The following is a 22,923-nucleotide window of genomic DNA, read 5'->3' on the forward strand; positions in this document are numbered from 1 at the left end:
GCGCAAAGGTTCGGACTACAAACGAACAAAATTGTCGCAAAAGGGAAATCCATTAACGAAATATGAAATTATTATCCTGCCAATCATTTAAAAGTTGACAGTAAATACAGTTCTCCCCTCCTGCACCTGTTGTAATGAAAATGTAAAACCATGCGCCAACAGCACTTCTTTCACCAGTGTAAGTCCAATGCCTTGACCATCTCTTTTAGTGCTAAAGAAAGGCGTAAATAATTGAGCGGCGGTATCGGCGCTTATTCCCTTTCCAGTGTCAATAATTTCCAGCAAACGCTGTTGAGGGCATAATTGCAAAGTTATCAAGCCATTATCCCCTATCGCTTCCATCGCATTTTTTACTACATTAATCCACACCTGTTCCAGAAGGCGTTCATCTCCCTCTATATAAAAAGGTTCGTTGGCAAGTACCTGAATAGTTACCAGCCTTTCCTGCCCCCTGGCTTCCATCAGCAGCGCTATAGCATGCATCTGTTGTTGTAAATTAATACGGGCCATTACCGGAATGGGCAGACGTACCAGATCGGCATAATTACGCATGAAACTGTTGAGGTTATAATTGCGATCAATGGCCACCTGTAGCGCATGCTGCAAGGGCCGATGTCCACCATCCTGCCATAGACTGCCTGCGCTGAGTGCCGACTGTAGTATGGAATTTACAGGCCCAATGCTGTTATTCACTTCGTGGGCCATCATCCGTATCACCTTTCCATACGCTTTCTTTTCGGCCGCCAGAATTTCTTCTGTCAGTTCTTCTATCATCACAAAGTGGCGGGCAAACCCTCTGTCTATAAAATGAGATTTCTGCAACTTATAAGTAACCACCCCATTTACACTAAAGGAGCTTCGCTGTCCAGAGGGCAGCTGAATTACTTTTTCTAAAAATTGCGCGGGTAAACTGTCCAGCAACTGTTGCGCTCTGGGGTTTACCTGCTGCACACGCTCATCGTAGTTCAGTACAATAATGCCTGTAGGTGACGTGTTGATTAATTTATGCAAAAACAAATGTTGCTGCTCCTGCAAAGTGCGTTCCTTACGCAGTTCATCAATCATCTGGTTATAGATAGCAATAAGCTTATTCATTTCATGGCTGGCAGTAGGCAGCAAACGCACTGTAAAATCTTTATCCTGTATAGTTTCCGCTCCCTGCATTAACAGCTTCAAAGGTGTTATCAGCTGCCGGTATAAATGCCAGGCAATCACCATTGAAAGTACTACCAGCACTTCCGATACAATAAACCAAAGCGGATATTCGTGCAATGCGATATAAGCCAGCACCAGCGCAATGCTGTGCAGCAGGGCTACAAACAATATGTATTTAGTCCGCAGCTTCATCGTAAGGAATATTGTATTTATCCAGCCGGCGATAGAGCGAGCTGCGTGTAATGCCCAGCGATACAGCCGCTTTGGCTACTTTGTTTTTATGAAAATCCAATGCTTTTTTTATCATCTGCACTTCCAGCTCATCTAAAGTAACGGTACCCACTTCCGGCAATTGAATATTACCTTTTTTAACGGAGGACATAGCCAGCTGTGATTGAAAATCGCCCACATCCAAAACCGGCTTTCTGCTTACCAGTACGGAACGCTCTATCAGGTTTTTCAGCTGACGAATATTACCCGGAAAAGGCAGTTGCTGTAACCACTTCATGGCAGCCGGCGTAACATTTAATTCAGACCTGCGATACAGGATTTTAAGGTTATCTATAAAAAAATGTACCAGCAACGGAATATCCTTCGTCCTTTCCCGCAAAGAGGGCAGGCGTACGGTAATCAGGTTAATACGATAAAAAAGATCTTCCCGGAATGTACCTGCCGCCACCATATCTTCCAGGTTGCGATTAGTGGCGCATACCACCCGCATATCCACCATGCGTGTGCGGCTGCTTCCCAGTACTTCATACGTTCTATCCTGTAATACCCGCAGCAGCTTTACCTGGCTGCTCATATCCAGTTCACCAATTTCATCCAGGAAAATAGTACCCTTATGGGCCATCTCAAAACGGCCAATGCGGTCTGTTTTGGCATCGGTAAAAGCACCACGTACGTGACCAAACATTTCGCTTTCAAAAAGCGAGGTGGCAATGCCGCCCAGGTTCACTTTTACGAAGGCCTTGCCGTTGCGCAGGCTATTTTGATGAATCGCTTCCGCTATCAACTCTTTACCGGTACCACTTTCTCCGGTTATCAGCACCGGTGCATCTGTAGCAGCAATATGCCCTATTGTTTCCAGCACTTCCAACAATTGCGGGTCTTCTCCCACAATAGGCGCCAGCTGGTACAGGCTGTTGAGTTGCCTGCGGCTATGCTGCTCTGGCTTGCTATCCTGCAAATGCAGCAAGGTGCGTATAGTCTGTAGCAAATGATCGTTGCTCCAGGGCTTGTTAATAAAATCGCCAGCCCCCAGTTTCATCCCCTGCACTGCCAGTTCAATAGTGCCCCACCCGGTAATCAGTATCACCGGCAGGCTACTGTTCCGTTGCTTTAGTTGCTGTAACAACGCCATCCCCTCCGATCCGGATGTTTCAATAGAAAAATTCAAATCCAGTATTACCAGGGAAACCGGGTTGTTTTCATATGCCGTTAAAGCTTCTTCCACAGAAGCTGCGGTTATAGCAGCAAAACCTTCCTGCTGCAATAGCAACAGCAGGGAGGTTTGTACCGCTATATCATCATCTATAATTAATATCATCGTTTATAGTAGCAAGATAACAAAAAAGTATACTTTTTATTCTTCATGTAATGCCACAGCAGGCAGAATGGCCGCCGCCTGCCTGCCCGGATACAAGGCACATAACAGCACCAGCACTACCAGCATTGCTGTAGCCAGTAACAGGCCCATATAATACACTACGCTTTCTACATCAAACACATGCAAAAGCGGGAACTGAACAGCTATAATAACGCCGGGCACCAATGCCAGTGAAACCAGTAATAATGATTCGGTAACCAGTTGAGCGGCAATGTTTTTTGCGGTAGCCCCCACTGCCCTGCGCAAAGCCAGTTCACCTTTTCGCTGGCTAATAGTATACCAGAGCACTCCCAATAAACCCAGTAACACATTTCCTACCAGGAATACACTTACAATACAGGTAATTACAGCAGGAATAAAAGAGTTGCTGTTGATCACCTTGCGCAATTCAGGCATCCTTTCTATAACAATACCATCCAGCTTTAAGTCATTGGCCAGGATTTTATACACTTTTCCTTCCAGGGCATATCCCGATCCGGGGGCTACTTTTACTACCAATCTGGCTAACTGACTCAGCTCACTGGTATCTGCATTCTGCAACACCGCATACCCGGGTTTGCGATAATCTCCCTGGAATTTCACATCATTGGTAACTCCTATAATCTGGCAATTACCCCAGGCGTTTACACGTTTACCTACAGCAGCAGAATCGCCAAACAAAGCCTTGCTTAATGCCTGGGTAATAACCAGGGGCTTTATAGCAGCAGTTTTGTCCTGTGGCGCATAATAACGACCCTCTGCCATAGTAATACCCAGAACAGGGCCAAAGTGTTCATCTGCTATATACCAGTTTACAGCGGTGATTTTACGACCATTATATGTGACCGCATTCTGCACGGCTATATCATAAAAAGGTAAATTCCATGAACTAAAACTTACCATTTGTACACCGGGTACAGCCAGCAGACTGTTACGGATAAGTTGTTGCTGTGTTTGCAATGTGTCTGCCGGAGGTGCAGGGTAATGTACAGGCAGGTAAACAGACCACAGGTTGTCAGGCTCCATACCTAATGGCTTGCGATAATTACGATATAATCCGGTTAATAAAGTAAAAACAGCAAACAGCACCAGGAAACAAATCAGCATTTCCGTTACCAGTAATGCGTGCTTTCTCTTCTTATTCCAGGTAAGTGTTATCAAATGTTGTAACATAGTCAAATTCATTTTATGGATATCTTATCCTTTTAAAGCTTTTGCCACCTGCATACGCGACATACGCCATGCCGGGTATACGCCCGAGATAAAACCAAATACCAGGCAGGTAAAAAACGCTGTAAGCAATACAGTAAAATCGATAGTGAGTGCAGTATATTCAAAAACATTCGTTTGGTTAATATACAGGAGCACCAGCCAGGCTACCACTATACCCGCCAGGCCGCCCAACAGGGTAAGCAGCAGGTTCTCTACCAGGAACTGTCCGGCCAATGTAACACGTGAAGCACCAAAAGCTTTACGAACGCCTATTTCCGAACTCCTTTCCATAATACGGGTAATATTTATGTTCACCATATTAATAGCAGGCAGCGCCATAATCAGTAACACAAATATGCCCACCGAACCCCATAGCAGCCAGAAACCATCAATATCATTCACGGTTTCTATCAGCGAATCGCTATAGCTCTGTGCTTTACAAACCACTACTGACGCATAGGGGCGGTTGGAGGGAGGAATACGCTTTGCCATAGCATCAAACTCATTTTGCATCGCTGTTACGGCTGTGGCAGACGTTGCCATCAGGATGGCATAATAATTCCCATAAAAAGAAGTGGACTGTGTAACATAATCCAGGCTAAGAGGTATAAAAAAATTTCCTGAGAAGTAATAACCAAAACCAGGCGCCTGTTTTACTACACCTACTACACGGTAGCGCTGCCTGTTCATTTCAATATACTTTCCTACAGCGGTAGTATTGCCAAAATAATCTTTCCGGAGCGACTCCCCTATCACCGCCACCCTTTCACCCAAACGCTCCTGCGTTGCCGTAAAACATTTACCCTCCAGAAAGGTAAAGTCCATAATATCCCAGTAAGCCGCATTTACCGACCTCGATTCAAAGCTTACTTTACGGTCATTGAAATAACTATACGTAGCCGACTGCATGCTCACCACCGCTATCTTTTCCGGCTGCTTTAGTGAATACAGATAATGATCGATAAAATACCGGGAAAGGCTTCCGCCATTAAAACTGGTAGCCCCTTTTTCGTAAATACCCTTGATATATAAACAACGGCTTCTTTTAGCATCAGGGTAATTTTTCAGCAATACGGTATCCAGTACAGCAGCCAGCACCAGTATCATAGCCAGTGTAAAACAAATACCAAACAAGCTGATAAAGGAGAAAAATTTTCTGCGCCTGAATACGGCTATGGCTATTTTCAAATAGTTAATAAGCATGTTAAGCAATATGAATGTGAAATAATTATTGCACCTGGGCACCATCAAACAAGCGCAACAAACGATGTGTTTTATTCGCCATATGCTCATCGTGTGTAACCATAATAATAGTGGTACCCTCTTTTACATTCAACTGCAGCAGAATGTCCATAATTTCGTTTCCCATAGCGCTATCCAGGTTACCTGTAGGCTCATCAGCCAGTATAATATCCGGCTTGCCCACAATAGCCCGGGCAATGGCCACTCGCTGCTTTTGTCCACCTGACAATTGAGAAGGAAAATGTTTCATACGATTGCTAAGTCCCACCTTTCCCAATGCTTCTGCCGACAACTGTTTTCTTTCACGCGCCGAAGTGCCCCGGTACAATAAGGGCAACTCTACATTATCCAGTACTTTCAGGTCATTGATCAGGTGATAACTCTGGAAAATAAACCCCAGCTTCTGGTTACGAAACTGCGCCAGTTTTTTGTCGCTCCAGTTTTGTAATGGGGTGTTATCTATCACCATTTCCCCTTTGGTGGGCGCATCCAGCAAACCCATAAGATTCAGCAAGGTGCTTTTACCACAGCCGCTGGGGCCCATTACAGATACAAATTCACCTCTTCCAATTTCCAGGTTAATATTGCTAAGGGCCAGTGTTTCCACCGTATCGGTACGGTATACCTTTTCTACATTGGTTAATCGTATCATACTCAGGTTTTATTGATAGTGAATTTTTTCATGCTTTTCAAAGTCGTATAAGGAAAGATATCGCAACTGGTAATAAGCACCCCAGAAATTACGCAAGGCAAAAATGTAATCGCGTTTGGCCTGGTCTTTCTCCTGGAAAGCAATACTTAAATCGGTAATACTTACATTCCCCAACACATACCGGTCTTTGGCTATCTGGTATTTTTCGGTGGCAATACCATCTGCTTCCATTGTTAATTGCAGCTGTTCCTGCATCATGGTAAACAAGGTTACCTGTGTGTATATTTCCTGCACAAACACCTGTTTTGCCTGCTCTACTTCGTAGGAGGTAAACTCCATGTTGGCCTGTGCCGTTTTCAACCGGGAAGTGCTGCGTCCCCAGTCTAACAGGGGAATGGAGAATGTAATACTCACCTCCTGTTGATCCTGCGGCTGCCGGTATACCTTACCCAGGGTAGGCGCACTTTTCGAATATCCCAGCTGTGCAGTTAAGGCAGCATTGAGCCCATTATCGCCTTTGGCTTTAGCCACATCCCTGCGGGCTTCGGCAATACGTCGGGTAAAAGCAATAGCATCGCTACGATTGGCGTAAGCTTCTGCCAGCACCTTATCGGCCTTTGCTTCCATATTAATAACCGTTTCCGGTAGCATCAGCACCACAGGATCGGCTTGCGACAACCCGGTATAACTGCGCAGGTTCAATGCCGCTATTTCACAATCACGCCGTGCACTTCCCACTGCCTTTTGCGACTTCAATTGTTCTAATTCCAGTTGCAGCATTTCGTTCTTAGAAACTTTCCCCAACGCCAGCTTCTCCCTGGCTATCTCCTGTATCATCTTCGTGTTGGTTAAATTCGTTTCTGCTATCTGCAGATTCACCTGAGCCAGCAGCAGGTCAAAGAAATAACCACTTGCCACAATAGCAATCTGCTCCATCGATTCAATATACCCCTGTATGCTTTCCCTGTATTTTAATGGCTCTATTTTTTTATCCCATTTCAGCGGGTTGAATTGCCATAAGGGCTGTGTATAGCCTATACCAAACGGTACGCTATTGTATAAGGTTACCTCACTTTCAAAATCATCGAACCGCTGCAGCTGCGTAGTGCCAAAAATATTGCCCCCGGTAGCAGCAATGCTTTGGCTGAAAGAGAGGTTTACAGAAGAATTATTGTTGTGCACCGGCTGAAACAGCACCGACCCGTCTGGCTGCTGTACCTCAGTATAGGTTTTATTATATCCGGGCAATATTCCATTCAAAGATAACTGGGGTTGATAATTGCTACGGTAAGTGCGGTATTGCCAATACCGGGTTTTGCGTATAGTAGCCGCCTGCCGGGCTGCAATAGATTGCGTTTTCGCCAGTTGCACTACCTGCTGTAAACTCAGCCGCAGGGTATCTGCCGGTTGCTGTGCAGCTACATAGCCGGTTAACAACAACAATAGCCACACCATATGCTTGCTCCGTTTCATTTGCTTACAAGAATTAAGGGTGAATAGTGATATTTTGTACATTTTTATACCGGCTCATATCCGATATAATCACCACTTCACCCGGCTGCACATTGCCTTTGATTTCTACGTAATCAAAATTGCTCAGCCCTATTTCCACACTTCTTCGCCGCGCCACCCCGTTCTTTACCACAAAAATGTCCTGTAAAGCAGGCCCTTTAAACGCTGGTCCATTAGCCAACCGCAACACCTGTTTATGGCTTTCGGTAACCACATACACTTCTACTTTCATGTTGGGCCTTAACAAAGCATAACCCGCAGTATCAGGCTGCACTTCAAAACCTGCAATATTGTTTTGCACAGAGGGTTGAATATGAGTAATCACACCACGTATACGACTATCGTTCACTTTCACAATAACCGGTTGTCCATTGTACAATTGTGGCAGGTAAGTATCAGTAATGCTTCCCTGTATAGTAAAGCTGCTTAAATCGGCAATACGTGCCACAGGCTCGCCTTCATGAATGGCAATACCTACATTCCTGTTCACCCAGGTAACCACACCGTGACGGCTGGCAGAAACTTTGGCCTGTGCTAACTTATGCTGTAATTGCTTCAACTCGTTTTCCTGAATGCTGGCAGTAATGGCCGCTTCGCGCAGTTGCAGCTGCATGGTCTGTTGCCGGTTCGTCAGGTCGTTTTCCAGTTGCTGTTTTTCCAGGCGCGCCACCTTTAATTCCAGCTCTGCTTTCTCTATGCTTTCCCGGGTACCGCCACCTGCCTTGTATAAACGCTTTGCGTTTTCTACATCGGCTTCCAGGCTGGCTATGCGCAAGTGTTTTACCTCATTGTTCGATTGCAGATCGTAATAGCTTTTATCTAACTCCAGCTTTAGTTTTCGCATATCGTTATGCCTAGATTCCAGCTGAAATGTCAATTTCTCATAATCCGTTTGTGCAGTGGCTTTATCCAGCAATAGCACTGGCGTACCGGCTTCTACCGTACTTCCTGGCGGTAGCAATACCTGGCGGATAGTGGCGTTTACTGAACTACTAATGGTTTCTTCAAAAGCAGGCAGTACCTCACCTGAAGCAGTAAGCGTGTTTTCAATATCACCCATTTCTACCGCGGCCGTCATCACCTTGTCACTGTCCAACGTCACTCCCACCCAGGCATGTATGCTCCATAACAACACAGCCAGTAATAACAGCAGTCCGCCTGTATACCACAGTAGTTGCTTTAGTTTGGTTCTTTTTACTTCCGTTTCAATAATTGTATCCATACAAACAATGATGACGGAAGGGTTTCAAGAGGGATGCCAAACCTAATACATTCACTATGATGCACTTACGCCATCTCACAGACGTTTTTTTGTCCGGTATCGGACAAGTTGTTTGTTATTGGGAAAAGAAGGGTGTTAGCTAATTAAAAACAAACAGGCTTGAGTAAATGAGTCACTTATAGTTCAATAATCTTGGGGGCATGGTGTGCATTTGAAAGAAACGTACCAGTAACCCATTCTGTTTTAATTTTCATATAGCCGGTAACGACAAGAAGAAACTCTACAACTGATAAGCCCTATCTCCATGTCTTCTTATGAGCACGTAAGCAATTACCCCTACTAATAGCCAGAACAATTGACGTACCCTTCGTAAAATGGAAGCCGCTATCCATATGGCAGTTCCATGAATGCCTATCATCCCCAGCATCATCTTATTACCGTATTCTTCTACACCCGCCTGCCCCGGAATAAATGCGCCTGCCGATTTAAACAACACTACTCCCATATCTACTAATAAAGACTTAACGACATCGGCATGTGTGCCCAGGATGCGGAGGATAAAATAAATTTCCAGAGAACCTACCGTCCAATGCAGGAAAGTAAAAAAACAGGCCATCAGTAATGCGCGCCTGTTATTACGATATAGCTCTTTACTTTCTGCCATCGTTTCCCGCATGGCCGCACGCAAGGCTGCCGTTTTCTTTGCTACAAAAAGATACACTGTTGTAGTACGTGCTTTTTTAATACCCCAAAAAACTATACACACTATAAGCACAACACCTGCCAGCCAGCATAACACTTTAGCTACAACACCCGCAGTGATAACAGGTGCAGGCCCGGCAGCCAACAGCAATATCAACGCCCCGGAAAACAGCACTACCTGTGTAATAATCATGATGGCCCTTGACACCAGTATGGAAGCATGCACCGTGCTTTTCTTCACAGGGTAGTTACGCAACATCCATGCTTTCATAGCTTCACCGGCAATAATGCTGGCCGGGTTAAACAATGTTACCGTTTCTCCTACATGCCTTATCAGGAATAGCCGGAAAACCGGAATATGATTTCGCTGGTCGCCCATGCAATACCGCCAGCTGATAGTAGCACATATATAGCCCAGGCAGGTGGTTATAATCAGTAACCAGAAATCATTGCCGGTATGCGTCAGCAGCCTGGACACCTGTGTAAAATCGGTGGCCCAGATGAATACCCCCAGGGAAACACCTACCGATAGCAGAATCAGTATTCTAACTAGCTTCATAGTACAAAGGCTTACTGGTGTTGACCTTAGGTTGACTGCGGGCAAGAAAAAGAAGATCGTTAAAATAGGTATTGGCCAGCTCCCGCCAGTTTTGTTGTGCATCCTGCTCTTCCATCCCGGCCAGTACGTTTTTCTCTGGCGAAAAAAGCGTACTGTCAATATCTCTTTGCCACAACTTCATCTTACATTGCTGCACGCCCATGTTTAAAAGTTCCGTTTGCATCGTTTCTGAAGGCACGTATATAAGACTGCATTGATTATAAAATACCCGCTGCCCCTCTGTTACAGTCTGCTTTACACTATGAATTAAAAACGGGATATGCTTTAAATAGTAATCGATGTAGGATATAAAATATGTATGGTAAATAGACAACACAGGAATGTGTTGTTTCAGCGCATACTTCATGGCAAAATTGCCCAGTAAGGAAGGCGTGGCTATATGAATAACCTCTGGCTGAAAAGCCTGTAGCCTGTCACATAAATGCTGTTGCGCCAGCCCTGGCAAGGCCATCTTATAAGAAGTATTTACCGGAAGTGTAACCGCAGGTACATGTACACATTCAAAACCCTGTATGGTAGCAGGACCTGTGCTGCAAACAAACAGGAATTCAAACAGGGAGGAATCAATTCTATCAATCAACTGAAACATGGTGCGGCAAGCGCCATCAATATCTTTTTCCAGCACCTCTGCAAAGAAGGCTACTTTCATTCGTTTCATAAGTTATAGTTTGGTAGGCATTAATAAGAATAGCTTCCGCGGTTGCCATATGCAATGAACGGTGCGCATATCTCAGAATTTAGTTATCTAAAGCTATTCTTTCCATGTGTCCGGTAGGTTACCAATGTGTGATACGTTATTTAAGAAATGATAAAGTATATGTTAACGATCATCCCCGCTATTGGTGTCAGTATTTGCAGGAATGTAATGTAACGAAATGAAAAACAAGCGATTAGTAATACCTGCGCCAAAAAAGATATGAAAAACAAAAAACTGCCATAAAATAAAAGCCCCTGGAAAAGTGTGTTTTCTTCCAGGGGCAATCATTAATAATGGATGGGAGAATTATATTACACTTCATCTATAATTTCCCTGATGGTTTTATTATGCAGCTGTGTGTTAAACACTACTGTATAGCCATCTATTGTTAATTGCTGAAAGAATTCCCTGGCACAATCGATTTTGGCTTGTTCTATTCCCCTTAACGTAGTTTGGTTTTCTACGTCTTTTGTTTCAATAACTACATGTAGCACCTTTTCACCATTGTTCTTTTTAATCACATACATAAAGTCCGGACTGTACGACTGGCCTGTGATAGTGGGAATGGCAATGCTGCCTTTGGGTATTTTACCATATACAACTACTTCCTCAATACCTCCCGCCAATAAGTTTTCTTTCTCAAGCGGCGAATCAAAAGCATATACATCATAAAGGTAATTGCGTGACGGACTGCCTTCGATAAACTTAGTGCCGATAAGGCCCTGTGTTATTTCCATTTTGGGCGTGCCATCCGAGTAGGTTAAAGCAGTAGCCCTTACCGGAAGATTCATTTTAGAATAGCTAAATTTCCCTGGTAGATTCTCCACTTTCCAGTCATAAAAAAGCTTTACAAAATTCGCAGCGCTCTGCTCGTTGATTTGTTCCGCCGGGATAGTATTCATTTTCCCGTATTCCACCCATACCTGATGCAATAACTGTATAGGCAAGTTGGTTTGGCGGCTGATGCGCTTTAAAAATTCACTATAGGGCAATGGCTTGTTGATGGCAAACTGCACGCCTGAATCTTCCTGCGTGGTAGCCCTTGTTCCTGCTGTATGTAATTCAGCGCGCCTGCTGGTGATATAAGTATCCGCCAAAACGCCTTTTGCCACTATATCTAATAAACCATTCAAAAGAAAGCTCTCCTGCTCTACTTTTTCGTAGTGCAGCATGTATTTAGTATTGATAGCTTCCCACAATGTTTTTAGTTCATAATAAACAGCCGGACGAATCCTTATTTTCCGTTCCTTTCTTTTATTCCTGTCTTCTATCTTTCCTGCTTGCAGGCCTATCGCGAATTCCGGATAGTCCTCAAAGAATTTCCCGGTATTTTCAGTTTGAATATTCTTATTGTGATCGATATATTTTTTAGTGAGTAGATCTATAAAAAGCGTATCCACCTCCATTTTTCGTTTAGCAGCCACTTCCAGAATTTTCTCTTCATTTATTACAAAGCCTTCTGACAGGTCAGCATTAATTTCTGCCACCAGCTTATCCGCAAAATCAGCTTCAGTAAAATCTATAATATAGTTGAGCTTAAACGCTTCATTGGATATACGATTACCAAACTCATCTACCGGCAAGCGCAAACCACGTCCCACTTCCTGGATCTTACTGTTTTCACTGCCACTGCTTCTCAGCTTGGCAATAGTGAAAATATTAGGGTTATCCCATCCTTCCTTTAATGTCCATTTAGAAAACAAAAACCTGCGGGTATTGAATTGTCCCTCTTCCTCTTGAATGGCGAGCAGTTTCTTTTTCTCGTATAAGATTTCTTGTATCTCCTGCGCAATAGCTTCGTCCGAGCTACTATTGTCTTGCGCAAAATAGCCGGCATGGGTAGCATTCAAATCCGCCTTAGAAGCCAACAAGTATGCTTTATAGTCCTGCTCCTGTTCAGCAAGCGTAGGAATTAATGCATCAATTTTCTCCGTCAATAACCTTTCGAAAGTTTCTTTCAGATAAGGTTGCTTTTCCTGCCCTTCACTTACCCGGTACGAGAATATATCATCAATAAAAAACAGGGCAAGTGTTTTTATTTTATTGTTTCTGCTGAAGTTGATACGCTCTGTTTCAAAATGGCGCTCCAGTGCCAGGCGAATCATGCTTTCCTGGTACGAGCTGGAATAAATATCTGTACTAAACTCCTCGCCTGTAGCCTTTGCCTGGCCGTTCGACAATTCAATAGTATTGTTGGTAATAGCATCTATTACGATGCCTTCCAGTTCGGGAGCTATTATCCCCAGACTATCTCCCTTCTTTAAATCAAACGGCCTGGTAGCAGCATCTCTTTGAATAAGGTTTAATCTAACAGACGTTTTAGAAGTCACGCTCATTACTTTCACCTTATCCAGCCTTTGATTTATCGGCTCAAAGTGTTCTTTGGCAATACCTTTTATCAGGTTTTGATTGAAGGCCTGAAAGGAATTTAAATCATACAACAGGTTATGATAATCCTTCCGCCTGACTTTATTCTTTCCTTTACCGGCTTCTATTTCAGGGAACGTAGCCCCTAAACGAATAATAACTTGCGGACAAATGCTTTTTTCAATAAACTCATAGGCTTTTTGTGTTTTGCTGAAACGATGTGGTTCATCAATAATAACAAAAGGCCTGGTGGCTTTTATACCTTCTGTCGGTTTATAAAAACCTTCTACTGCATAGTCATAAGTATCAGTGAGTAATTTAGAGGTGCCGCCCAATAAGCTCATATTCACCAGCAATACATAAATTTTATTGGTGTTCTGGCTACTACCCGCAACAAACTCTCTTACAACACCCGGAAAAGCATTCTTTCCTTTTTTCTTTTTGTTAGCTTCCAGCACTAATACGTCTAACTCTGTTCCATAACCACACTGGTCTTTGAAATGACGCCTGGTGTAACCATCTTCCATAAACTGCCGGGCTCCTGCCTTAATAGCCAGCGTAGGAACAGCTACTATAAATTTATTGATGCCATAACGCTTGTGTAACTCAAACATGGTAGCCGTGTACACATAAGTTTTACCTGTACCGGTTTCCATCTTCACATCCAGGTTGAAGTAATTACCAATCTCGTTGTGCGCTTTATATTCAGCTGGTATGCCATTCTCTTTCTGCACCTGTGCCACATAGGTCATCAGGGCATGCTTGTCTAACAACAAGGCCGGATTCTGGTAATACAGGCTATTCTTCAATATCACATCCAGGCTGAATGCGTTGGCTATAGACGTATATGCTTTTACCTGGTGCGGTAAATCATTTTTTAATATCAGCTCCATAGCATTAATACCTTACGGTGAAATTGATTTTTAAATTCCTCTCTCCATCATTCAGGATACGAAGGTTTTTCTCTATCATTTCATTGATGCTCCATTCGGGAAAGCTGTAACCAAATAATACCAGGCTCTCCGGATTAAAATGTCCATCTATATCATACTTGGTGATCAGGGCTTTCATGCTCTCCAATCCAAAACCAGCATCTATTAAGTATACATGCTTCTGATAGTAATAGGCCGTGTAACCAGCCAGGTTAATAGCCTGTGCATTTACCGTAAGACCATACCCATCTGCATTGAGCCAGGTAGCTAAAATAGCGGGCTTTCCAAAATCATCTAAAATGCTGGTATCAGTTAATAAAGCGGCTTTGTCAAAACTATCCAGTTTGTCTAAAGTGTTGGGGTTGGGTTCTGCAAGCAAATAGTGCTTAAATCCTAAGTCAGATGTGTTATCAGGCCGTTCTTCTTTTATCACAGCCGCTGCCCTTTTAATACGTTCCATACCAACGTAATCCAGGGTGGCCGGGAGGTGATTGTCACGAAGAAATTCATACGCAATTTTCTGCGCATCCACTTCAGGGCTTATCACTTCCGGCAATTGCACCATAATAAATTTTCTCTTTCCACCATCCTCTGCATTTAACTTCATTACCGCATGAGCCGTTGTGGCAGAACCGGAAAAGAAGTCCAATACCGTATCATGTTTAGACGTGGTAATAGATACTACTTTTTCTAATAAGCTAACAGGCTTGGTATAATCAAACACCTTTACATCAAAAAGCCTGGCCAGATCTTTTCGGGAGTTGTCGTTAGAATACTTATTATCTAAAAATTCCAATGTAGAAGTAGCCTTTTTTCTTTCAACAGTCTCGACAAAATATCCATTGCTATTTTTGCTGATAGTTGCATTCAGGTATGTTTTGGTGTAAATACGTTTACCACTCTTCCCTTCTTTCACAACCACAAAGCCATTTTGATTACCAAACTCGAACAAATCCTTCGACCAACGCCAGCACGAATCGCTTTTAGGGTTTCGTCTCTGCCTTTCCTCCATTTGTTCTTTAGTTGCATTACCAGGTCTTAATACTTCTCCATTTACTTCTATCTCGTAATCCAGAGAAGCGGAATACTGTATGGAATCATAGTCAAGCGTCTGGCTTAACTTATAAGCCCCCCTCTCCTCCACAAATTCATCTTCATGCACATAGCCCTGCCCTTCTAATGCACTCTTGTTAAGTTCCACTTCATCTGTTCTTCTATAAAAAAGAAGATAGTCGTTATTGTCAGCAATCAGCTCTGTGGTTTTTCCAGCCTTTTTGGTAATCCTTGGAAACTCAGCCACAAAGTTTTCTTCCCCAAACACATCATCACAAAGTAGTTTTAGGTTAGACCGCTCATTATCGTCAATGGAAATAAAGATTACGCCATCATTTTTCAACAGATCCCTTGCCAGCAGCAACCGACTATACATAAACATCAACCAGGCACTGTGAGAAGCAGAACCACGTTTGGTAAGATCGATAATCCGTCTGGCTTCTTCTTCACTCACACTTAGCTTTTCCTGCAGGTTTTCTCTGGTGTAATTGAAATTATCTGCATACACAAAGCCATCACCACCGGTGTTATAAGGAGGATCTATATAAATACATTTAATGCTTTTGTTGTAGCTTTTCAGCAAGTGCTTTAAGCCATCCAGGTTATCGCCACTGATGTATATGTTTTTGCTATTGGCATTTTCGGGCAAACTGTTATGTAATTCGTTGGGTTGTATAATAGTAGTGGTATCCGTACTGGCCAGTAACTTAGCATAGCTTTTACCCAAAAACTTTAATTCATATCCTTCCTCTACCACATTCGCACCTTTGGCTATTTCCGCTTTAAAACGTGTCATATCAAAAGAGCCATCTACTGCAAAGCAAGCAGCAAAATGCTCTTTCAGAATTTCCAGTTGACGGCTATTAGGTGTAATGTTTTCGTTTTGTTGTACTGTATCTTTTATCATCTTTTCCTTGATTATGACAGTAGGGACGGAATATTCATGTTCCTGTACAGCGCAAACAGATTCATCATAACTAATTGAAATTGAAGCATTGATATGCCGTTTCGCAAGAGTATACTATAAGCTCCGACTGCCTGCTGCAAGGTAGCAAAAGTATGTCTAAAGCAATAAAAGCACCTGCAATTCTTCCCCCTGCTTCAATACTATAAAATACAAACGACAGCTAAAAAGCTGTCGTTTGTATTTTATAGTTGTTTTATCTACAACGATCATTTTTTGCCTACTTCCAAGGCTTACAATAGGAACAACTTTCCAGTATCAAAATTTACTATTCGGAGGATACCCCTTTTTGATATTCACGGATGATTACAGTACGAAGGCTGTCGGCATCGTGTTTGGATATTTTTTCTTCGTCAAGCCTTATATAACTAACCCTGGCCTGCTGTAATACTGTGTCACGTAGTAACCTTATAGTTAAACCAGGGATGGAAAAAAGTAGAAATAGCTTCATAGCTTTAGGGTATAGCGTAAATGTACAGTAAAAGAAGTTTTTTTCTGTAAATGCTGGAAACGATGGCATAGTCAAAAAAAGTCAGGAGCGAAATTCTCGCCTCCTGACTTTGCTACAATTAACTAAACCGATGTAAACAGTTTACCTCTTCAGGAATTTTTTTGTGATAATTTCCCTGCCATTGGATAATTGGAGAATGTAAAGACCGGGCGAAAGGCCGGCAACATTCACGGTAGTTTGGTTTCCAGTCAGTCCGGAACTTAATACCTGTCTTCCTACGTTGTCATATATCAGTATACCTGCATTTGCAACACGTTTCTTACTTACGTGAACATGCAGTAAGTCAACAGTAGGGTTAGGGTATACCTGAATATTGCTCTCGCTGCTGTTCTTGAGCACAGGAGCGTTGGCGACAAGCGCAGCGCTTCCTCCTGTAAATACAAAATGGTTTAAGTTAAGCAGATAGCCGGTACCTCCCGAAAACGACAGGTACAAATCGTGTACACCGCTTGCTCCGCTAACGCTGGCCGTCATTGTGGTCCAGGTTTGCCAGCCACCCGAACTGGTAACATTAATGGCTCCTATCTGAGGGCCGCCTGCGGCATCCAGCCTGAATTTTATGGTTCCGCCGGTTGCATTGCTGGCAACACGTACGGATACACCGGTTGCGCCTGTACCAAAATCTACTCCGCTAAAACGTATCCAATCTCCATTTTCTATATAGCCAACATTCAGGCCTCCTTCACTACAGGTTTCTGTTTGTACGCCTGACATGGAACTATAATTCTCGGCTTGCACGGTAGTATAGGGGTTTATGTTTCCGCTACCACTACCGCCGCCACCCACCAGGCTGTTGATATAAATTTCAAGCATGGTATAACCACCAGCTCCGATATTGTTTCTGTCGGCAGCATCATTGGGGTTCAATCCATTGGCTGTTTCCCATGCATTGGGCATGCCATCCTGATCAGCGTCCGCAGCAGGAGTACCATTTGCTACGGTGCCAACATTTCCGGGAATGCCGTTATCATCTTCTGTATTTATAATCTGTCCTGAAGTGCCATAGGATGTCAACTGGCTAATCAACAGATTATCAACGGCGTCTCTGGTAATAGAGGCGCCCACATTGGCAATAATATAATTGAGAGCTGCCTGTGCAGACATTAAATTGGACACGCCCGGGTAACTGTATGGTGTAGACTTTACTGTAGCCGTTTTATAATCAGTAAGAAGAGTGCCATCTAATACGCCGTCTTTATCTGCATCTACCCAATTGTCAGATGCATACACGTTGAATGTAGGTGTTGTATTGGTAATATGGGAGTTGCCGTTGCTGGAAGGGCCATAGATGAAATAATTCCCAATCAGGTTACACTCCGAAAGTCCTTCCGTATCTCCCATAATATAACCATGTTCTGCCCAGTTGTAAAGTACGGAGTTAATGAATTCATGCGTGCCCCTGGCCTTTGGATTGCGTGTTTTATTGTCGATATACAAACTCCTTATCATCGACCATTTACCACTTTGCAATAACCCACCTGTTGAATGGTTGGAATTATTAATTCCCTGGCTTACGATGCAGTCCTGGAAAGTAAGATTATCTATACCTGAGCCATTCACATCAAGAGTACCATCCCTTCCCCAGGATATAGAAACGTGGTCAAATATAAAATTCTGACCAGATGCAATGCTTAAGGCATCTTTTCCGGACGTTCCATTTTTTCCCATACGAATGCGGATATACCGTATAATATTATTCCCGGCGTTACAGGCCACACCGTCTCCGTAAATGGTAATGCCACCGCCCGGTGCTGTTTGGCCTGCAATAGTAACTCCACTGGATACTACAATACGGGAGGCAACATTGATAACTCCGCCAACATCAAATACAACCGTTCTGTTCGACTGGCTTACGGCATCGCGGAGTGAGCCCGTGCCGGCATCATTCAGGTTGGTTACATGGTAAACTGTTCCCCCCCGGCCCCCACTGGCGTAACGGCCAAAGCCCTCCGCTGTGGGAAAAGCTAATTGCTGTGCCATCGTTAACGATGCGTTTAAAAGGAACATACCGGCGATGCATAAACCGGTAAAACTGAAATGGATAGATGATAGGTTAAGTAAAGGTTTTTTCATATGTAAGTTTTTAGTTAAGAAACTTAATTAAGGCTATAATCGTTATTCATCAAACCTACTGGACTGAGGTTTACCAGAATGCCGTTTTTTGACTAATCTGATTCAAAAATTGGTTTATTACTTCTCTTGCACAGTCATCATATCTTTTTTTCACCAATAGAAAGCATATTGTTCCCAGGCGAAATACAAAAGCTCCTTACATTTATCAAACTTCTTTTCAATAGGATCACTGTCATTAACCAGAAGTGCGCCCCCGGCGGTTTTACTTCCTTAATTTTTATGGGCATCATATTATCTTTGAAAAGATCGTCAATACTTGTTCCTAAGAAGCATATTACTGGATACGATTTTATAATAAAAACGGCTGAAGGTGAAGTCCCCAGCCGTTTTAACGAAATTCATGATTTTTGTATATTGTTATACCTATTATTTGCCGATACAAAATTTACTGAAAATAAAATCCAGCCTGTCATCTACCGACACCTCACCAGTAATATTTCCTAAGTAATGCAGGCACTCACGTATATCCAACGCCACCAGATCACCCGGCAATCCTTCCTGCAAACCATTCCTTATATCATATAAAGATTGTTCTATCTTTTGCAGTGCATCAATATGTCGGGCATTAGTTACAATAACGTTGTCACCATTCAGATCACCTGACACTGTTAAGTCAAATAATTTTTGTTTAACCTCTTCTACCCCACTTTTCTCCTTAGCCGAAATAAACAAAGCACCACTATCTGTATAAGGCAACAGGTCAATAACCTTGTCGGCTTTATTACCTGCTAAAATATATTTAATACCTGCTTCTTCCAGGTTCTTCTTCTCCTGCTCCAATTCACTTATTGATGTAGCAGATACATCAAACAGGTAAACCACCACATCGGCTTCTTTCATTTTGGCAAGGCTTCTTTCTACGCCTATGCTTTCAATTATATCACTGGTATGCTCACGAATACCTGCCGTATCTATCAACCGGAATAAAACACCATTTATATTCAATATCTCTTCAATAGTATCCCGTGTAGTACCGGCAATATCACTTACTATAGCACGTTCTTCATTTAATAAAGCATTTAATAAAGTAGACTTACCGGCGTTGGGTTTGCCTATAATAGCCACCTGCACGCCGTTCTTAATTACGTTACCCAATCGAAAAGACTGCAACAACTTTGAAACCTGTACAGACACCCTGTTTAGCAGATCAAACAAAGCCGTACGGTCAGCAAACTCTACATCCTCCTGGGAAAAATCCAGTTCCAATTCAATAAGTGCTGAAAACTTAATCAACTCTTCGCGCAGTTCTTTTAATACACTGGAAAATCCCCCCCGCATATTCAACAGTGCAGTTCTTTTACTGGCCTCGGTGTTGCTGGCTATGATATCTGCTACAGCTTCTGCCTGCACCAGATCCATTTTCCCATTTAAAAAGGCACGTTGCGTAAATTCACCTGGCTTAGCCATTCTAACACCTCTGGCAGCAAGGGTTTCCATTACCTGGCTTTGTATATAATGGGAGCCATGACAGGAAATTTCCACCACATTTTCGCCGGTAAAAGAACGTGGTGCGATAAACAGAGCCACAACCACCTCATCTAACACCAGAGAGCCATCTTTCAACAGGCCCACGTGCAGGGTATGGGAAGGCTGCTCTGTTAATGATTTAGAAGGAAATAAAGTATCTACCACCTCAATAGCCTTTGTACCACTTACTCTTATCACTCCTATTGCACCCGTGCCCTGCGGAGTGGCAATGGCGGCAATTGTATCATCCCATCCAACCAGTTTTCCTAGCATGTTTTACTCAGTTATGCGGCAAAATTACATTGTTACCGTCAATAGCCTGCATATACAAAAAATCCCGCCTTAAAAGGCGGGAGCGGGAATAAAGGATTCAGGGTTGAGTGATCACGAAGCTTTCCTTTCCTAATCTTCATTTACTTCAAATGTGATACGTTGACGTTGACGATATACCACATTGCGTCCGTTTTGTACAGCAGGCTCCCATTTCAGGCTTCTTTTAATCACACGAACAGCTTCATCAGCAGCACCAAAACCTGGGTCGCTTTCCGCCTTTATTTCAGAAATATTACCGAATCTATCTACAACGAAAGAAACTGTTACGGTATACTTACCAGTAGGTGCGCCATTTTCAAGAGGTAAATCCCTGTTCAGATTTTTCTCCAGGAATTTTCTCCAGGCTTCCGCGCCACCAGGATACTTGGCCTCTATTTGTACAGTAGCCCTAATTGTATTCAGATCTTCTCCCATGTCTTGTCCCAAATGATCGACTCCGCCACCACCTGTACCTCCAAGCTTACCTTCTGGTAAAGCAGGCGCTTTTCCACCTGGATCTTCACCATCAGATGTAAAACTGGCTATTTGTGCTTTATCTAACTCATCAACAGTATGAACGTTATCCTCAGGCCTCATCTGATCATCTGGAATAATAATAGGAGGCGTACTCGTTAATGTTCTTATTTGCTCCAGTTGAGGAGCAGCAGCAGGCGCAGCTGCAGGTTGCTCAACAGGCTTTTCAATTGGCTCTTCCTTCTTATGTTGTTCAACTGGCGTTAAATCAATAACGATACCTGTAAGAGCATTTGCATCTGGTTTCTTGCCACCTGCAAACAAAGTAGTCATAGAGAATATCAGCCCCACTGCAAATGTTATACCCAGTGCAGTGTATACACGCTTATCATAGGTTTTACGCAGGTTGTAGGCACCATAAGCTTTGTTTTTGTTATCGAATAAAATATCGAGAAAGTCGGCGTTAGGGATGTTGTTGGCTTGCATAGTTTCAGTATTTATTAATGAGATACTAAAACATTTTTATTCCATACGGAGAAAGAAAAAAGATGAATTTTATTTTTCATTAATAGTATGGCAATAAATAATGGTTACAAAAAAGGTGCGCTGCTATTACTGCAACACACCTTTTTATTTTCAGCTTCCGATATATTTACCAGATTCAGAAATGGCTCTTTCACTAACCTCCAAAAACAGCTATACTCACCTCACTGTTCTGGCCAACAGATTCATCGTTGCTATAACAAAGTGCCATATATTCCCGTATCTCCGCTTTACCTGGCACCTGTAGCGGCCTGGTGTCTTTGTAAGGCGAACGCTCTGCATCTCCAATCTTTATCCATTCGTCTGTACCATGAATACGAGAGAAGACAGATACACCTGTTTGCCCTTGTTTATTAAAGCCCACTTCTACGTACTGAGGAAACACGTTTACTTTAAGCGTTGGCTTAAGGGTAACCCGGTCTTGTAAAGATGTAGTATTGATAATACCCAATGCCCCTCCTATATTATCCGTAAATAACGGATTTCGTTTTAGTACAACTGCCGCGTTAGCAATAAAACCAACCTCCTCATCGCGTACCATATTTTTAAATAACACTGCATCCATATAATCCTGTTTTTTAATAACAACAGATAGCAGGGCATCTATGCCTTTCTGCGCTTTATCTGCCAACTCTGTCACCTGTATAGGTGTAAGGCCTAAGGTAGGTCCTGCAATGTTTATTTGTTCTTTAAAGTTGTTTAACCAACGTAGTAACTCTCCGTCTGTTCTTGGAATAAAATAACCATATTTCTTTTTCATGTTTTACAATTTGATAGTTCAAAAATTCCAGGTCTTCCATTGACCCGGTGCCGGAACAGTTTCCGTAACACCCTCCCCTCTGCTTCCTTTTGTACAATAATCCGGGAAAGAAGCCGGGGAAATGTGCCGGACGAATGGCCATTCTGTTGCTGCCCGATTACGATGTAAAATTGGAGAGGCGGCGAGATTTTACAAAACCTGTGACACAGGTGTGTTGGCCTCAAACGCAGTGGGGACGCGGAAAAATAGTTTTAAAAAAGTTATTTGCGGTATAGGCAATTATGACCATAAATTGGCTTACTAGCTGATAATCAGGTAAATGTGTTTTTTAAAACCTCATTTCAAACACAGGTCTGACACAGGTTTTTTGGTGAAATGCATACTGGGTAAGGGTTTTAGTATGTGTATTATGTTTTTACACATATTTAAAAGAGGCTTGAAATGCTTTTTTGTTCATTCTATATTTTCACCGGAGAGTTGCCGGGTTACTCCGGATTGTTATCATTTTTCTCCGGAGAACTTTTCCGGGAAAAATGGAAGTTGCCAGATTTCCCGGGAGAGCTCCCGGATTTCTGCAGAAGATTGTTGAACATGTATGGAAGGTTTCTCGTTCTCTTCTCACAACTCTCCAGAGAAAACCGGGAGTTGTTAAATATCTCCGGGGAGTTCCCAGATTTCCAGGGAAGATTGCCCGAAATGTCCGGAGGGTTTGCATTTTATTGCTGAAAACCTTCCGGAATTGTCAGAGGACCCACTTTTAAAACACAAAGGCCTCACCGCAGAGCGATAAGGCCTTTGATTATAGA

Annotated in this window: 16 protein-coding genes; all 16 read right to left on the reverse strand. The window is 42.9% G+C overall.

The window, feature by feature from the left end:
* Nucleotides 1–87 precede the first annotated feature (87 nt).
* The 16 genes from FLA_RS24005 to FLA_RS24080 all read right to left on the reverse strand — a co-directional run bounded on the left by FLA_RS24005 (nucleotide 88) and on the right by FLA_RS24080 (nucleotide 22,117).
* Complete coding sequence (locus FLA_RS24005; protein ID WP_076375116.1) at nucleotides 88–1,347, reverse strand: sensor histidine kinase; 1,260 nt, start codon at nucleotides 1,345–1,347, stop codon at nucleotides 88–90.
* Nucleotides 1,331–2,704 carry a sigma-54-dependent transcriptional regulator gene (locus FLA_RS24010; protein WP_076375118.1) on the reverse strand — a complete coding sequence of 458 codons (1,374 nt, stop codon included), beginning with the start codon at nucleotides 2,702–2,704 and terminating at the stop codon, nucleotides 1,331–1,333. Before FLA_RS24010 ends, FLA_RS24005 begins: the two co-directional genes overlap by 17 nt.
* 36 nt (nucleotides 2,705–2,740) lie before the next feature.
* Entirely contained in the window at nucleotides 2,741–3,916 is a 1,176-nt protein-coding gene (locus FLA_RS24015) for an ABC transporter permease (RefSeq protein WP_076375120.1), read from the reverse strand.
* Between the two features lie 24 nt (nucleotides 3,917–3,940).
* Nucleotides 3,941–5,158: an ABC transporter permease gene (locus tag FLA_RS24020; protein ID WP_076377276.1), complete on the reverse strand. Its 1,218-nt coding sequence runs from the start codon at nucleotides 5,156–5,158 to the stop codon at nucleotides 3,941–3,943.
* 25 nt (nucleotides 5,159–5,183) lie between these two features.
* Nucleotides 5,184–5,849 carry an ABC transporter ATP-binding protein gene (locus FLA_RS24025; protein ID WP_076375122.1) on the reverse strand — a complete coding sequence of 222 codons (666 nt, stop codon included), beginning with the start codon at nucleotides 5,847–5,849 and terminating at the stop codon, nucleotides 5,184–5,186.
* A 9-nt stretch (nucleotides 5,850–5,858) separates the two neighbouring features.
* Nucleotides 5,859–7,322: a TolC family protein gene (locus FLA_RS24030; RefSeq protein ID WP_076375124.1), complete on the reverse strand. Its 1,464-nt coding sequence runs from the start codon at nucleotides 7,320–7,322 to the stop codon at nucleotides 5,859–5,861.
* Between the two features lie 13 nt (nucleotides 7,323–7,335).
* Nucleotides 7,336–8,583: an efflux RND transporter periplasmic adaptor subunit gene (locus FLA_RS24035; protein ID WP_076375126.1), complete on the reverse strand. Its 1,248-nt coding sequence runs from the start codon at nucleotides 8,581–8,583 to the stop codon at nucleotides 7,336–7,338.
* Nucleotides 8,584–8,863: 280 nt separating this feature from the next.
* Nucleotides 8,864–9,844 (reverse strand): lysylphosphatidylglycerol synthase transmembrane domain-containing protein, encoded by a 981-nt coding sequence (locus FLA_RS24040; RefSeq protein ID WP_076375128.1) that lies wholly within the window; start codon nucleotides 9,842–9,844, stop codon nucleotides 8,864–8,866.
* On the reverse strand, nucleotides 9,831–10,562 hold the full coding sequence (locus tag FLA_RS24045; RefSeq protein WP_084205994.1) for a glycosyltransferase: 732 nt from the start codon (nucleotides 10,560–10,562) through the stop codon (nucleotides 9,831–9,833). The genes FLA_RS24040 and FLA_RS24045 overlap by 14 nt, the downstream gene beginning before the upstream one ends.
* A gap of 350 nt (nucleotides 10,563–10,912) precedes the next feature.
* Nucleotides 10,913–13,861, reverse strand: a complete 2,949-nt coding sequence (locus tag FLA_RS24050) for a type III restriction-modification system endonuclease (RefSeq protein WP_076375132.1) — start codon at nucleotides 13,859–13,861, stop codon at nucleotides 10,913–10,915.
* A gap of 4 nt (nucleotides 13,862–13,865) precedes the next feature.
* Nucleotides 13,866–15,860, reverse strand: a complete 1,995-nt coding sequence (locus FLA_RS24055; RefSeq protein WP_076375134.1) for a site-specific DNA-methyltransferase — start codon at nucleotides 15,858–15,860, stop codon at nucleotides 13,866–13,868.
* Between the two features lie 325 nt (nucleotides 15,861–16,185).
* A complete protein-coding gene (locus tag FLA_RS24060) occupies nucleotides 16,186–16,368 on the reverse strand; it encodes a hypothetical protein (protein WP_144263944.1) in 183 nt (60 codons plus the stop codon).
* 141 nt (nucleotides 16,369–16,509) lie between these two features.
* Entirely contained in the window at nucleotides 16,510–18,501 is a 1,992-nt protein-coding gene (locus tag FLA_RS24065; RefSeq protein WP_076375136.1) for a carbohydrate-binding protein, read from the reverse strand.
* Nucleotides 18,502–18,927: 426 nt separating this feature from the next.
* A complete protein-coding gene (gene mnmE / locus FLA_RS24070; RefSeq protein WP_076375138.1) occupies nucleotides 18,928–20,301 on the reverse strand; it encodes a tRNA uridine-5-carboxymethylaminomethyl(34) synthesis GTPase MnmE in 1,374 nt (457 codons plus the stop codon).
* Nucleotides 20,302–20,430: 129 nt separating this feature from the next.
* Nucleotides 20,431–21,300 carry an energy transducer TonB gene (locus tag FLA_RS24075; protein WP_076375140.1) on the reverse strand — a complete coding sequence of 290 codons (870 nt, stop codon included), beginning with the start codon at nucleotides 21,298–21,300 and terminating at the stop codon, nucleotides 20,431–20,433.
* Nucleotides 21,301–21,493: 193 nt separating this feature from the next.
* Nucleotides 21,494–22,117 (reverse strand): hypothetical protein, encoded by a 624-nt coding sequence (locus FLA_RS24080; RefSeq protein WP_076375141.1) that lies wholly within the window; start codon nucleotides 22,115–22,117, stop codon nucleotides 21,494–21,496.
* Nucleotides 22,118–22,923: the final 806 nt, after the last annotated feature.

The organism is Filimonas lacunae (genome assembly GCF_002355595.1).
Lineage (GTDB): Bacteria > Bacteroidota > Bacteroidia > Chitinophagales > Chitinophagaceae > Filimonas > Filimonas lacunae.

Excerpts from the sequence above, each read along its gene's own strand:
- FLA_RS24005 (WP_076375116.1), bottom strand. The coding sequence starts at position 1,347 with ATGAAGCTGCGGACTAAATACATATTGTTTGTAGCCCTGCTGCACAGC.
- FLA_RS24010 (WP_076375118.1), bottom strand. The coding sequence starts at position 2,704 with ATGATATTAATTATAGATGATGATATAGCGGTACAAACCTCCCTGCTG.
- FLA_RS24015 (WP_076375120.1), bottom strand. The coding sequence starts at position 3,916 with ATGTTACAACATTTGATAACACTTACCTGGAATAAGAAGAGAAAGCAC.
- FLA_RS24020 (WP_076377276.1), bottom strand. The coding sequence starts at position 5,158 with ATGCTTATTAACTATTTGAAAATAGCCATAGCCGTATTCAGGCGCAGA.
- FLA_RS24025 (WP_076375122.1), bottom strand. The coding sequence starts at position 5,849 with ATGATACGATTAACCAATGTAGAAAAGGTATACCGTACCGATACGGTG.
- FLA_RS24030 (WP_076375124.1), bottom strand. The coding sequence starts at position 7,322 with ATGAAACGGAGCAAGCATATGGTGTGGCTATTGTTGTTGTTAACCGGC.
- FLA_RS24035 (WP_076375126.1), bottom strand. The coding sequence starts at position 8,583 with ATGGATACAATTATTGAAACGGAAGTAAAAAGAACCAAACTAAAGCAA.
- FLA_RS24040 (WP_076375128.1), bottom strand. The coding sequence starts at position 9,844 with ATGAAGCTAGTTAGAATACTGATTCTGCTATCGGTAGGTGTTTCCCTG.
- FLA_RS24045 (WP_084205994.1), bottom strand. The coding sequence starts at position 10,562 with ATGAAACGAATGAAAGTAGCCTTCTTTGCAGAGGTGCTGGAAAAAGAT.
- FLA_RS24050 (WP_076375132.1), bottom strand. The coding sequence starts at position 13,861 with ATGGAGCTGATATTAAAAAATGATTTACCGCACCAGGTAAAAGCATAT.
- FLA_RS24055 (WP_076375134.1), bottom strand. The coding sequence starts at position 15,860 with ATGATAAAAGATACAGTACAACAAAACGAAAACATTACACCTAATAGC.
- FLA_RS24060 (WP_144263944.1), bottom strand. The coding sequence starts at position 16,368 with ATGAAGCTATTTCTACTTTTTTCCATCCCTGGTTTAACTATAAGGTTA.
- FLA_RS24065 (WP_076375136.1), bottom strand. The coding sequence starts at position 18,501 with ATGAAAAAACCTTTACTTAACCTATCATCTATCCATTTCAGTTTTACC.
- mnmE (WP_076375138.1), bottom strand. The coding sequence starts at position 20,301 with ATGCTAGGAAAACTGGTTGGATGGGATGATACAATTGCCGCCATTGCC.
- FLA_RS24075 (WP_076375140.1), bottom strand. The coding sequence starts at position 21,300 with ATGCAAGCCAACAACATCCCTAACGCCGACTTTCTCGATATTTTATTC.
- FLA_RS24080 (WP_076375141.1), bottom strand. The coding sequence starts at position 22,117 with ATGAAAAAGAAATATGGTTATTTTATTCCAAGAACAGACGGAGAGTTA.